10 protein-coding genes are annotated in these 14,362 nt (G+C 45.2%); 2 read left to right on the top strand and 8 right to left on the bottom strand.

Going from position 1 to position 14,362, the window contains the following annotated elements; translation table 11 throughout:
- Positions 1-10 precede the first annotated feature (10 nt).
- The 7 genes from ASC49_RS06455 to ASC49_RS06425 all read right to left on the bottom strand — a co-directional run bounded on the left by ASC49_RS06455 (position 11) and on the right by ASC49_RS06425 (position 8,464).
- The gene (locus ASC49_RS06455) at positions 11-1,708 is read right to left on the bottom strand and encodes a coiled-coil domain-containing protein (RefSeq protein ID WP_055462408.1); all 1,698 of its coding nucleotides are present in this window, start codon (positions 1,706-1,708) and stop codon (positions 11-13) included.
- Positions 1,709-1,826: 118 nt separating this feature from the next.
- Positions 1,827-4,460, bottom strand: coding sequence for an aminopeptidase N (pepN, locus tag ASC49_RS06450; protein WP_055462407.1), 2,634 nt, complete (start codon positions 4,458-4,460; stop codon positions 1,827-1,829).
- Positions 4,461-4,469: 9 nt separating this feature from the next.
- Positions 4,470-5,294: a DUF2797 domain-containing protein gene (locus ASC49_RS06445; RefSeq protein ID WP_055462406.1), complete on the bottom strand. Its 825-nt coding sequence runs from the start codon at positions 5,292-5,294 to the stop codon at positions 4,470-4,472.
- Entirely contained in the window at positions 5,291-5,569 is a 279-nt protein-coding gene (locus ASC49_RS06440) for a YeaC family protein (protein ID WP_055462405.1), read from the bottom strand. Before ASC49_RS06440 ends, ASC49_RS06445 begins: the two co-directional genes overlap by 4 nt.
- Positions 5,570-5,597: 28 nt before the next feature.
- Positions 5,598-6,464, bottom strand: a complete 867-nt coding sequence (locus tag ASC49_RS06435) for a rhomboid family intramembrane serine protease (RefSeq protein ID WP_055462404.1) — start codon at positions 6,462-6,464, stop codon at positions 5,598-5,600.
- A gap of 17 nt (positions 6,465-6,481) precedes the next feature.
- Positions 6,482-7,363: an NAD(+) kinase gene (locus ASC49_RS06430; RefSeq protein WP_055462403.1), complete on the bottom strand. Its 882-nt coding sequence runs from the start codon at positions 7,361-7,363 to the stop codon at positions 6,482-6,484.
- A gap of 180 nt (positions 7,364-7,543) precedes the next feature.
- Complete coding sequence (locus ASC49_RS06425; protein WP_055462402.1) at positions 7,544-8,464, bottom strand: 1-aminocyclopropane-1-carboxylate deaminase/D-cysteine desulfhydrase; 921 nt, start codon at positions 8,462-8,464, stop codon at positions 7,544-7,546.
- A gap of 168 nt (positions 8,465-8,632) precedes the next feature.
- Here ASC49_RS06425 and ydiJ point away from each other — a divergent pair, with 168 nt between their 5' ends.
- Positions 8,633-11,704: a D-2-hydroxyglutarate dehydrogenase YdiJ gene (gene ydiJ, locus ASC49_RS06420; RefSeq protein WP_055462401.1), complete on the top strand. Its 3,072-nt coding sequence runs from the start codon at positions 8,633-8,635 to the stop codon at positions 11,702-11,704.
- Between the two features lie 79 nt (positions 11,705-11,783).
- A complete protein-coding gene (locus ASC49_RS06415) occupies positions 11,784-12,518 on the top strand; it encodes a spermidine synthase (RefSeq protein WP_055462400.1) in 735 nt (244 codons plus the stop codon).
- Positions 12,519-12,543: 25 nt separating this feature from the next.
- Here ASC49_RS06415 and pgm read toward each other — a convergent pair whose 3' ends face one another.
- Complete coding sequence (gene pgm / locus ASC49_RS06410; protein ID WP_055462536.1) at positions 12,544-14,178, bottom strand: phosphoglucomutase (alpha-D-glucose-1,6-bisphosphate-dependent); 1,635 nt, start codon at positions 14,176-14,178, stop codon at positions 12,544-12,546.
- Positions 14,179-14,362 lie beyond the last annotated feature (184 nt).

Here is a 14,362-nt window from a genome sequence, read left to right as displayed (position 1 = left end):
GCCGCTAAACTTAAGTGCGACGACCTAATTTGCCCACACCGAACCCCATCAGCAGACCGCCCAAGATGGCAGCCGCCCAGAAACCATATTTACTTAACCAATCTTTGGAAATCAGCTCCACACTCTCAGTGTCACGATAAATTTTACGCAAGATCACCTGACCGTTGTAGTTCACTTCTTGAGTAACGGAAACATTCATAGTGGCATTAGGGCGCTCATTTAAACCACTTAGACGCCAACGAAAATTCAGCTGCCCTTGATTCAAAGTAGATTCAGCTTCGGCAGCACTCATCATACTGAGCGCGCTGTCCACAAAGAGCTCGGCGTAGTAAGTCTGCCCTTGTACAGGGTTATTCACTTCCGCAGACAACTGGATCTCAAAGGTATCATGAAGATTAGCTGAAGTGGGCAAAGTCCAGCGCACGTTGGTCAGTTCACTTTGTAGCTGACGCTGCAGTGACATCACTGCCCCTTCAAATGGAATCAAGTTGTTAACCTGATTTTCCAACTTGGTCTTTTGCTCTGCTTCAACTGCCGCTTGCTGCTCAAGGCTCACAATCTGCTGCAGTGAATCTTCATGTTGTTCACGGAGCTGCTTAATCTCCGCTAAAAGCGTAGCCTTTTGCTGATCAGACCGATCAAGCTCTTGTTGTAGCGACGCGATTCGCTGGTCCCGCGCATTTAACATATCACGCATGTTTGATAATTCTGCATTGAGTTGCTTATGACGTGCGGTTAACTCTTGATAACGGTTTTGCAGTGTTTCTAGTTGCCCATTTAGGTCGTTCTCTTGACGCGTTAGAGCAGATTCTAATTGCGCCACATCAACTTGATAACCTGAAATTAAGTCATTCTGGGCAGATAGCTCAGCTTTCAGTCGAGTGATCTTTGCTTCTAGCTTAGCCAAGTCAGGAAGATTGTCTGGATTTCCTTCAGCAGCAATAATTAAACCACCTTTGCGCTGTAACTCAGCATTTTGGGTCTGCAGGGTATCGATAACATTACCCTGTACTCGTATTTTATCCCATAGCACTTGATGCTGAGCGCGCGCTTCCGATAACGCGCCACCTAATTTCAGGTTTTCTTCATTCAGCAAAGAAAACTCTTGAGCGAGATGTTTGTTTTGCTCTGTTAAGGTATCAAGCTGACTTTTTAAGTGAGCGTGTTCGATGGATAAATCACGGTAATCTTTAGACAAGGCATAATGAGCACTATCTAACGTTCTAAAATTACGATTAAGTGCAACAAAGTCTGCCTGTTGTTCTGACGAGCTTAGCTTCGTAACCTGAATATCATTTTCAAGAGTGTGAATCTGAGCAGTAAGACGATCGTTTTCCAAGCGTAGTTGGTTATAGCGTATTTCGAGCGCATTACGCTCTTTTTCAAGCTGCTGTATAGTTAATAAAAGCGCAGCATCTTTGTCATTCGACATAAGTTCGGCTAGCAAACGATCTTTCTCATCAAGCTGAGCAGTCAGTTGGACAATTCGATCAGCGTTGTCTGCTATGCGTTGGCGCAAGAGCTCCAGCTCGGAGACTTTTGCTGGGCTTAACACATTGCTCTGCTCTACATCTTGAGGGGACGCAGACCACAAAGTTTGAGCATTGGATTCGGATGAAGCGCTGTCTGTTATGACAGAGGTATGACTACAGGCCGTTAAAATTGTCCCAAGCGCCACAGGTACAACATAGCGATATGGCTTTTTCATTATTATAACTCCCACTTCTGCTGCTCAAACCAGTCAAAACAATAACTTAATTGTAGTTCTAGTTACGATCCTTTACCTCAAAAAAAAGCGCTGTTAAACAGCGCTTTTCATGATTTTTCTAAGCTAGGCTTTTAGAAACGACTTCATAGACATCCTTTGAAAGATCCTCTTGAGCAATGCGCTCAAGCTCCCCTTTCATTTTCTCTGCCAAAGCTGGCACCATCCGTTGCCAACGAGTCAGAGGCGTACAAAGACGCGAAGCAATTTGCGGATTGCGTTTATTAAGCAAAATAATTTGATCTGCTAAAAAAGCGTAACCACTACCATCCAAATTATGGAAAGTATCAACGTTCTGACCTAAACCGCCAATGACCGCACGCAGTTTGTTGGGGTTCTTAATATCAAAATTGGGGTGCTGCATCAGCGCCTTAATCTGCTCAAGGCCGTTCTCTTGCTCTCGAGCGGCAGATAGCATTAGCCACTTGTTTACTACTAACACTTCGTGCTGCCACTGCTCGAAGAACGCATTCAACAATTCATCGGCTTCAGGTAGGTTAAAGTGGACCAGACAAGACAACGCCGCGAACTGATCAGTCATATTATCGGCATTACGGTATTGGCGGACAACGGCTGATTTGGCTTCATCACTGCCCGCAGCGACCCAGTACATCAAAGCCGCATTTTTCAAAGAACGTTTGGCAATTTGCTCAGCGCTCGCTTGGTACGCCTCAGTCACTGTGTTGCTTTCATAAACGTGTTTGAATTCTGCTTGTAGGGCTTTACCTGCCACAGCACGCAGGTGCTCGCGAGCCGCCTTGATCGCTTGCGGGTCGATTTTCTCTGCCAACTCAGATAGGTAAGCCTGGCTTGGCAGGCTAAGAATCAAGGCCACCATTGCTGGATCGAGAGTTTTATCCGCTAACAAGGCTTTGAAACCTTCTACCAAATGGGTTTCTTTACTTAGGGCTTCGCCTTTTTGGTATTGCTTAATCAGTGCATTCAACTCATTTACTGCAAGTTGCTGTGAGGCACTCCAGCGGTTAAAGCCATCCGGATCACCAGACATTAACTGAAGCAATTGCTCTGTAGAGTAATCGTAGTCCAATTTCACTGGCGCCGAGAAACCACGTAGCAATGATGGCACCGGCTTAGACGATACATTCTCAAATACAAACGTTTGCTCGGTATCGTTCACATGAAGCACGACTTCGTCTTGTGTTTGCCCAGCGTAATCAAACGTTAATGCTTCATTTGATGCGCTGACCAAGCCAACTTTAACAGGGATATGAAGCGCCAGTTTAGTCGGCTGATTTGGCGTTGCTGGTGTCATTTGCTGAACGGTTAAACTGTAGGTTTTTGCTTGTTCATCATAGCTGTCTGTAACCGTTAAGCGAGGTGTGCCCGCTTGCGAGTACCAGCGCTTAAATTGGCTTAAATCAACACCGTTGGCATCTTCCATTGCTCTAACGAAATCATCACAGGTCACCGCTTGACCATCATGACGCTCAAAGTACAGATCAGAACCTTTGCGGAAGCCTTCTGCGCCCAGTAGCGTATGAATCATACGAACCACTTCAGCGCCCTTCTCGTAAATCGTTAAGGTGTAGAAGTTAGAAATTTCAATAAATGACGCAGGACGAATCGGATGCGCCATCGGTCCAGCGTCTTCGGCAAATTGCGCTGTTTTTAAGAAAGAGACGTCTTCAACACGTTTCACCACATCAGAATGCGTATCCGCTGAGAAACACTGATCACGGAATACCGTAAAGCCCTCTTTAAGACTTAACTGGAACCAGTCACGACAAGTAACACGGTTACCTGACCAGTTATGGAAATACTCGTGTGCCACAACCGCTTCTACCCGAAGATAAGCATCGTCTGTCGTCGTTTCAGGGCTGGCTAACAAACAAGAAGAGTTAAAGATGTTTAATCCCTTGTTTTCCATTGCCCCCATATTGAAGTCATCCACCGCGACGATCATAAAGATATCCAGATCGTATTCACGACCATAGACTTCTTCGTCCCATTTCATAGAACGCTTCAGCGAATCCATGGCAAAATCGACTTTGTCGATGTTGTGCTTCTCGGTGAAAATTTGCAGCTTCACATCACGACCACTCATGGTCGTAAAGCTATCATTCAGCACTTCAAGATTGCCTGCGACCAAAGCAAACAAGTAGGCTGGTTTCTTGAACGGGTCATGCCAAGTAACAAAGGTCTTCCCTTCATCGGTTTTGCCCCGCTCAATTTCGTTACCATTTGACAGCATCACGGGGTAACGGTTTTCATCAGCAATGATAGTGGTCGTAAAGATCGACATCACATCAGGACGATCTAGGTAATAGGTAATGTGACGAAAGCCTTCGGCTTCACACTGGGTGCAAAACATAGACGATGAACGGTATAAGCCTTCAAGCTTGGTGTTGTTTTGCGGCTCAATCATGGTTTCGCAAGTCAGCACGAATTCATTTGGTGTCGCAGTAATGATCAGCTTGTCATCTTTGATTGCGTACTCTTCTTTTGGCAGCGCGTAATCGTCAATGGCAACACCGATCAGTTGCACATCCTCTCCACCATCTAGGACAAGAGGCGACGTCTGTTGTGTGCTGTCTGGGTTACGACGAAGATGTAAGCGCGAAGTGACAATCGTTTGTGTTTCATCAAGATCAAACGTCAATTCCGTTTTATCAATCAGAAAATTTGGAACAGTGTAGTCTTTCAAATAAATTGCTGACGGCTTTTGCTCTGCCATGAGTGGCTCCTATAGCGTGAATTCCGCTTCGTATCCGGTGTATTTGCGTAGATTGATAACGCCCGTGTCTAATATCCAATACTGTCCTTTAATACCCATCAAGGTGCCTTCAACGAGAGGCGTCTTCTCAGCGTTAATGCTGGTGATTTTAGTAGGGTACTCTAATACTGGATAAACAAATTCATGGGTGGCGTTATCGGCCCCAAGCTCTTGGATTGCCTGTAGACCATATTCATTTTGTAGTGCGTCTAAACCTTCCCAAAGACGATTAATCAATCGCTCTTGCTCGACCTCAAGGTTTAGCTCAACATCGATGCCTTTAAGCATATTACGCCAATTGGTTTTGTCCGCCACTTCCGACTTAAATAGCGTCTCGACTAACCCTGACATACGACGATTTTCCACTAAGAACATAGCACGCGCTTGCGTCGCGCCTTGGTCTAACCAGCGGGTTGGCAATTGATCACCACGAGTAATCCCTACTTTTAAGGCTGTGGTATTAGACAAATATACATAATGACTTTGCATACAGTACTTGTCGGCCCAATCAGGTTCACGACAGGTACCCTCGAAATAATGGCACTTCTCAGGACTCATAATGCAGGTATCGCAAGCGGCCAACTTTTTAAAACAAGGATAACAGTAACCTTGACTAAAGGATTTTTTGCTGGCGCGGCCACAGTGAATGCAATGAATCTGTCCAGTGAAGTTCAACGACACTTTTTGGCCGATGGCTTGTTCCAAAGGTACTAAGTGATCACCAAGCTTCAACTCGTAACTCACTTTGCCATCGGCCACCTTGGCTGGCATCTTGCGCAGATTTCCTTGAATCATTGCTTCGCATCCGGGTTAATCACCCATTTCACCGTTTCATGTTCAAGAGTGTCTTTTTTACTACTGCAACCTAAGTGTGCTTCACGATCAATAAAGCCAACACGCTCGTCTTCTGGCTTATTGGTGTAATCGTAAGTGATCACTGCCTGCATGCAGAGTTCAATTTGTTCTGGCGTGAGTTTTACGCCGTTTGGCCATTTACCCAGTTCAACAGCCTGCTTTAGTCGCCCGTACACTTCAGGGGACATGTTATCGATCATATCTTTAAAGTTCATAAATCACTCGTACCGAATCATCGGTTTGTTAACGTCGTTTGAATAATTTCCACACCAGGCTATAGACACCCGCGCAAGCTAAACCAGAAATTAGTCCTAACAAATGCGCATCATTGGCCACTTTACCAAGGCCAAACATGGCAAGTACATCGGTATAGCCAAGTACAAGCCAAACAATAAAAAATGCCATAAGAGGTTTAGAGATGATGCTTGGCCAGCCTCGAATTAACCATGGCATAATCCAAGCAAATCCAATTAGTCCATAAACCAAACCAGATAGGCCGCCAAACAGAGGGTATTGGCTTAGCAAATATTGACCGACATTGCTGACAATAGAAACAGTCGCAGCAAACAGAAGCCAAGCTAAAGAGCCCATTAGACGCTCTAGTTTACGCCCAATCTCCCATACCCACAGGGCATTAAAGATCAGATGCATCGCTCCAAAATGAATAAATGCCGGAGTCAGTAAACGCCAGTATTCGCCCTCAGCTAATACCGTCGACAACGGGTCGAAGTGTATGCGATTACCAATAATTTCAAAGGAAGAAATGGTGAACCAACTTAGGGTATCTAAGTATTGCCCTAACCCTGTAACAAGAGCCACTAATGCGGCCATCAACAAGGTTGCAATGGTTACTGGGGATTTGTGCCAATCTTTAAAATTTGGGTTCACTGCACGAGGGCGAGGAGTTGATGACCACTTCAGGGCTTCGCTTGGATCCCGTTGCCAAAGCTCTAGTAATGTTTGAGTTTGCTCAACATCCTCTGGACTAAGAAGCCATAATTGATCACGGTTATTCGCTTGAACGATTCTATGACCAATACGATGTTGCCAGAGCAGTTTGCTAAAGCTTTGCGGCTGCTCGTTTAGAGCAAATTCATAGATCAACAGCATTAGATCAATTTAGTCCTTTATTGGCGATAACCGGACTGCCATCCTAGCTTGGTTCGACATACATCGTAGAAATCGTGATTTTTAGGGTGAATCAGACGAATCCCACCTTTACGACGTGTAATATGAATCTCGTCACCAGGTGCAGCCGTAATATTAAGTTGACCGTCGCAACTTACACTTGGGTAAGTCAGATTAGACTCACATACAACGATACGAATGTTAGCATCCGCATCAATTACAATGGGTCGATTACTCAGTGTATGAGGGTGCATTGGCACTAAAACAAGCGCTTCTAGCTTGGGAAGCATGATTGGGCCACCAGCAGACAAGGCATAGGCAGTTGAACCCGTTGGCGTGGCAACAATCAAACCATCAGACTTCTGATTCATGACAAATTGATCATCAATAAATAGGTCAAAACGAATCATACGGGCAGATTTACCCGGATGAAGCACTAAATCGTTTAGCGCTATGCCCTCGCCGCTTGGACGATTTTGACGTTTAATTTTCGCTTCAATCATAAAGCGCTTTTCTTCAAGGTATTCACCACGAAGGATTGGTTCTAGTTCTTGCTCAAAATCGATAGGGGAAATATCGGTTAGGAAACCCAAGGTTCCACGGTTCATACCAAGAACCGGAATATCGTAATCAATGATTGCGCGAGCAGCCCCGAGGAAACTGCCATCACCACCCACCACCATTACCAAATCACAATGGTCCCCTAACTCTTTCAAAGGGGCGGCTGATGTTTTTGGAGAAGGCATCATAGTCGCCAAGTCTGTCTCCAAAACAGGCTCAACCCCCTGCTTAATCAGGAAGTCTGTTAGGCGTCCAACCGTTTCAAGAATCTGTGGTTTATCCAAGCGCGCGATAATACCGATTCGTCTAAAAAGACTCATTAATCAATCTTTCCCATCACTGATTTGCATTAGCAAAGCGCAATTTCATGGCTTCACTATGATTGCGATTAATTTCGTATTGCTTTCAAGCAATTAGCCCAAAACAGCATACAGCTAAGAATGTATCAGAAAGCGTACGCCTTAGCTATTGCACTTGTTTGCAGTACACATGAATAAGCATCATGTGCACTGATAGTCATCATACGGACATTGTTGATTGGTCAACCCCTGCCACCCTTGCAAGCCCCCCGTATGGATGAACAGCGTCTTCTTATGCAACCAAAGACCTTGTTCCACGAGTTGATTAACCTTAAATACCATCTTCGATGTGTAAACAGGGTCAAGTGGAATACCTGGATTTAACGTCTTCAAAACTCTAAGGAAGTCTAGTAACTGATCGCTGACTCGTCCAAACCCACCATGCAAAGATTCATCATAACCGTCTAAAACTGTTGCCTGACATGATAGATCAGCTTGCCGACAATGATTGTTTAACACTCCAACCAGATCTTCAGCGCCCTTCAAGGCAGAAAACACGGATAGTGAGCGAAATCTCGATGCTGCAAAACCCGCAGCGGTTGTTCCTGTACCACTGGCAACACACACATGCACATCGTCGTCAAGTTGCTGATAAATGTCATTTGCCCAATCTAAACAGCCTAATACTCCAAATGTTCCACCGCCGCCTTCAGGAACCCAGTAGACGTTATTTTGGTAGAAATCATCCATGGCAAGCTTCATTTCAGCGTTCAAGCCAAGTCGATAGTCGCTTCGTTGACTTGGAAATAACACAGCCCCTTGTCTAACGGCTTGAGACAACGTGGGTGTTAATGTGGCCCACGTTTCCCCTCTTACAACAATTAAAGGCTTAAGGCCTAATTCAACACATCGAGCAACAAAGGCTGCAACGTGATTGGAATGGGGACCGCCGAACGTCGCGACGTAGTCTTTTTGCTCTAATAGGGCCTGTTGTAAGTGGTACTTGAGTTTATGCTGCTTATTTCCTGGAGCCGTCACACATTCTAAATCACCTCGATAAATCAGAAATGACTGTTCCTGACGATTCTGACAAGCAGGCAGGCGAATAGTCTGTAACAGCATAGCACCCCTTAAAAACGTCGCAGTCTAACAAAAAATACAAAAAAATCGTCGGTTTATGAAAATATAACATGCTAACACAACTTATTTTTCATCGAGTTGAGAAGTTTAGACGTAGATTCTTTGTTAGAATAGCCCACGCACAAGGTCGCAAATATCGGAGAATATTACATGATTCCTAAATTGTCTGAAGTCTCGCCAGTTCAAGCGAAGTACCTCGCCTTTATCGAGCGCTTGAAGGCTTCAGGGTTTCAGGGGGACACCAATCCAGATTATGCCAATCGCGTCGTGCTAGCGACCGATAACTCAATCTACCAAGTTCTTCCTCAAGGTGTTATCTATCCAAAGACAGCTGAAGATATTCAACTGATCACACGTCTATCTAACAACAGTGAATTCCACGATATTGTTCTGAGCCCTAGAGGGGGTGGTACTGGTACGAATGGCCAGTCACTAACAGACGGTTTGGTGGTTGACCTTTCCAAACATATGAACAAGATTCTGGAAGTCAATGTTGCGGAAGGCTGGGCGCGTGTTCAAACGGGCGTTGTTAAAGATCAATTAAATAAAGCCATCGCAGCAGATGGTCTATTTTTTGCCCCAGAGCTGTCTACTAGTAACCGCGCAACCATTGGCGGCATGATCAATACCGATGCCAGTGGTCAAGGCTCCGTTATGTACGGCAAAACACGCGATCACGTACTAGAGCTCAAAACCGTCTTGCTAGACGGTGAAACGATTACGACCACACCTATCTCTGATGCAGAACTAGAGCAAATCAAACAAGGCTCAGGCTACTCAGCTCATGCGCACCGCGTTATTGATAGCATCGCACAAACCAAGCAAAAGGAAATTGCAGAGACCTTCCCTGAGTTGAACCGCTGCATGACCGGCTATGATCTGGCGCACATTCGTGACACAGATGGCCGCTTTAACATGAACAATATTCTGTGCGGTTCAGAAGGTACTCTTGGATTTATTGTAGAAGCCAAAGTTAACCTACTTAAAATTCCGAAATTTGCGACCTTGGTTAACATTCGCTACAACAGCTTTGAGGCTTCTTTGCGTCATGCAAAAGAGCTACTTGAAGCCAAGCCCACATCCATCGAAACCGTAGATTCTAAAGTGCTTGGCCTAGCCAAAGGCGATATCATTTGGAACTCTGTTGCGGAATTTTTTCCTGAGCAACCAGGTGAAGACGCCCAAGGCATCAACTTGGTGGAATATACCGGAGACAGTGAGGAAGAAGTTGCTGAGCGCGTGAAAGTACTCACCGATGCATTAGATCTTTTGTCTCAAGATGCCTCCAGTAGCACACTGGGCTACAGCGTTGCCAATGGCCACAGCAACGTTAACAAGCTATGGGCGATGCGCAAAAAATCAGTCGGCCTATTGGGTAATGCTCAAGGTGAAAAACGCCCGATTCCATTTGTTGAAGACACTGCGGTTCCGCCGGAAAACTTAGCGGATTACATTATGGAGTTCCGCGCAGTGCTGGATTCTTATGGCGTCGCTTACGGCATGTTCGGCCATGTCGACGCTGGTGTTTTACATGTGCGCCCTGCATTAGATTTAAAAGACGAATCCCAAGAGCCCATGGTGCGCGAAATTACAGATAAAGTGGTAGCCCTAACGCAAAAATATGGCGGTTTACTCTGGGGCGAACATGGCAAAGGCGTACGCTCTGAATATGCGCCTGCCTTCTTTGGTGATTTATACCCAAGTATTCAGCAAGTTAAAGGCGCATTTGACCCACGTAACCAACTTAACCCAGGCAAAATTGCGACGCCATTTGAGCTGGGCGCAGAACTGCTTAAAATAGATGCAGTGCCACTGCGAGGTCAGCTTGATCGTCAAATTCCTCTGACCAACCGAGATCAATTTAAAGAAGGCATGTACTGTAACGGTAACGGTGCGTGTTTTAACTTTGATCCGCACGATGCTATGTGTCCATCTTGGAAAGGCACACGTCAACGCATTCACTCACCAAAAGGCCGCGCTTCTTTGATGCGTGAATGGCTTCGCGGCATGAGCGAACAAGGCGTCGATGTGCGTAAAGCCAGCCACAAGGCAAAACACACCACATTTGTCGGAAGCTTTATTCCTCGTTTACGTAACACCTTAGCCAAACGAAAGGGGGAATATGACTTCTCCCATGAAGTACATGAATCTATGATGGGCTGTTTGGCTTGTAAATCGTGTGTTGGCCAGTGCCCTATTAAGGTGGACGTGCCAGAGTTTCGCGCTAAATTCTTAGAGCTTTACTACAGTCGTTACTTGCGACCAGCAAAAGACTACTTTGTCGGCTCATTGGAATACATGATGCCTACGCTGGCAGCCTTTCCTCAGCCTTATAATTGGCTTGTTGGCAATAAGCTAATGAACCGACTAATGAGTAAGGTTGTTGGCATGGAAGACAGCCCTAAACTGTCAAAACACAATCTTAAACGAGAGATGTCCCGTCGTGGTATTCGCTTAGCAACGCCACTAGCGATCGAATCACTGAGCCCAAAAGATCGTAAACGTGCGGTCATTGTGGTTCAGGATGCCTTTACCAGCTACTTTGAAACAGAGTTGGTGCTTGATGTAATGGAGCTGCTTAGCCGATTGGGATTCCAAGCATACCTAGCACCCTATATGCCGAACGGCAAGCCTCTTCATGTGCACGGTTTCTTGCGTTCGTTTGAAAAAACGGCCAAGAAGAATCTAGATATGCTGCAAAACCTAGCGTTTTACGGTTTACCTATGATCGGTATTGACCCATCCATGACGCTGACTTACCGCTCTGAGTACGCTAAAACATTTGGCAACAGCCGCCCAATTCCTAAAGTGCAGCTGATGCAAGAATGGCTTGCGAACCAATCTGAACATCTGCAAAAGCAGGCGATTTCAGTCAAAGATGAAACCTTCCATATGATGGCGCATTGTACTGAGAAGACCAATGCAGCCCCATCGATTAAAGACTGGCAGTCTGTCTATGAATTATTGGGATTAAAATTAGCGATTGAGAACGTTGGCTGTTGTGGCATGGCGGGCACCTACGGCCATGAATCTCGAAATAAGGCCACGTCCGTTGAGATTTATAACCTATCTTGGAAAGATAAGGTGAACGATCCCGCATTAAACAACAAACTGGTCGCGACCGGCTATTCTTGTCGTTGCCAAGCTAAACGATTGGATGATGCCAAAATTAAGCACCCTGCCCAAATCTTACTTGAACATATCAAAGCAGATTTAGCCTGAAGGGAAAATTCGCTATGATCTGATCTAGACAAAGGCCAGACAACTGTCTGGCCTTTCTTTTTATCTAAGAGAAACACTCATGTCTTTACTTTATGAAACTCAAGATGAGTTTGGTGTTATACGTGTCTTCGACGATGGCAAATATCGAATTCTTTCATTTGCTGACGGCGATGAACAAAGCCGAGTGCAAATTAAAACCCCGCATATTTTGCAGCACGAATACACCCAAGCAATGTTGCTAGCACTGATGGATAGAACACCTAAGCGAGCCTGTGTACTAGGTTTAGGTGGTGGCGCTTTGGTACATGCGCTTGCTAAAGCTGTCAGTGGTATTCATATTACGGCAGTAGAATTAAGAGCAGAAATTGTCTTTATTGCAGAAGAGTTTTTCAGGCTCCCCAAAAGCAAGCGCATTGAAGTGATAACGGATGATGCAATCGGATTTGTGGCCAGTAATAAATCAAAGAAATTTGATATTTTATTTACCGATCTTTATCAGCATTTTGGCATGGATAACCGTGTTGCAACACAAGCTTTCCTTGAAGATGCTAAGAAGCAAATGAAAGAAGGCGGCATGCTGGTATTAAATTGCTGGGAAGAGCATCAATACCAGCACGATTTGAAAGAAACACTGAAGGATATGTTCAACACCGTAACAGGGCTGGATACAGGCTGCGGCAATTGGGTAGTATTCGCCACCAACGCTCCGCATAACTTGAATCTTAAGCAACAAAGAGAGGAATGTGACAAGCTCTCGCAACAACTAGGCTTCCCACTGAGCAAATGGCTAAATCGCTTAGAAGAGGTAGAATAACCTCTTCTAAGCCTGACTTATAACACTAGCCTAAAACACTGTTCACTAAAGCCACAGCTTCTTTTTCTAATAGGGCTAGGTGCTCTTCTGACACAAAGCTTTCTAGGTAAATTTTATAAACGTTCTCAGTTCCTGATGGACGCGCAGCGAACCAGCCGTTATCTGTTGACACTTTTAAGCCCCCGATAGCGGCGCCATTACCTGGAGCATGAGTGAGCTTACTCACAATAGCATCACCAGCGAGTGTGTCAGCGTTGACCGAGCTAGCCTCAAGCTTACTTAGAATGGCTTTCTGCTCTGGCGTTGCCGCCACATCAATACGCTTATAATAAGGCTGACCAAAACGCTGGGCCTGCTCTGCTGCTAGTTGTGCAGGATTTTTACCCGTCACCGCTATGATCTCTGCTGCCAACAAGGCGAGAATAAAGCCATCTTTATCTGTCGACCATACGCTACCGTCACGACGCAAGAATGAGGCCCCTGCGCTCTCCTCGCCACCAAATGCCATGGTGCCGTCGAACAAGCCATCAACATACCACTTAAAACCGACCGGCACTTCACAAAGAGATTTCCCTAACGACGCCACCACACGATCAATCATGGCACTGGATACTAAGGTCTTACCATACTGAATATCTGTAGGCCAATCACGATGAGTCGCCAGATATTCAATCGCAACCGCTAAATACGCATTAGGATTCATTAATCCAAATCCAGGGCACACAATACCGTGGCGATCATAGTCAGGATCATTACCTACTGCCACATCGAATTGATCTTGAATTTTCAGCAAGTTGTTCATGGCATAAGGGGACGAGCAATCCATTCGTATGCGGCCATCTTTATCCAGTGGCATGAAAGCGAAAGTTGGATCTACACGATCGTTTACCACTTCGATATTCAAACCGTAGCGTTCTGCGATTGGCTGCCAAAAAGCGATTCCCGATCCGCCCAGCGGATCTACACCAATACGGACTTTAGCTTCACAAATGGCGGCCATATCAATCACATTCTCAAGATCCGCAACATAATGCTCAATGTAATCAAATGGCTCAATCAGCTGGCTGGCGAGCGCCGTTTCTAAAGATACTGTTTTAACTTCGGCCAGACCATCAGTAAGCAATGCATTAGCGCGTTTGGCTACCCAGTCGGTAATGTCTTTATCAGCCGGCCCACCCTTGGGTGGATTATATTTAATGCCGCCGTCTTCAGGTGGATTGTGAGACGGTGTGATAACGATTCCGTCTGCCTGATCCTTAGAAACTTTATTATGCGTGAGGATGACATGGGAAATTACCGGTGTTGGTGTAAAACCATCTCCTTTTTGAACACGAACTCGTACACCATTCGCAACCAAAACCTGCAAAGCACTTGCAAAGGCGGCCTCAGATAAAGCATGAGTGTCTTTACCCAAATAAATCGGTCCATCAATGCCTTGTGATTGACGGTATTCACAGATAGCTTGGCAAATTACTAGAATATGAGCCTCATTAAAACTTTTTGAAAATGCACTACCACGGTGCCCTGACGTACCAAAGCTTACTTTTTCCGTCTCATAATCAGCATTTGGCTTCAAGGCATAATATGCACTCATTAGTTTTGGCACATTGACCAAGATGTCAGATGAAGCAAGCTGCCCTGCTTGAGGATGAATCGCCATATAAATATAGTCCCCTGTCATATGTATTCTATTTATTCATAGTCTTGCAACGCGCTTTAAGTTGCAATCTATAACCGATGAAAATCAATAATTTATTGTTTTTACAATGTAATTCTTACACTGCAAAGACAAATCAGTACTACACAGACAATTCGAACGTAAAGTTACGCTTGCACCACAAGAT

It is taken from the genome of Marinomonas fungiae, assembly GCF_001418205.1.
GTDB classification, from domain to species: Bacteria; Pseudomonadota; Gammaproteobacteria; order Pseudomonadales; family Marinomonadaceae; genus Marinomonas; species Marinomonas fungiae.
Note: the sequence above shows the minus strand (reverse complement) of the source record. Positions and strands in the feature narration are given on the sequence as shown.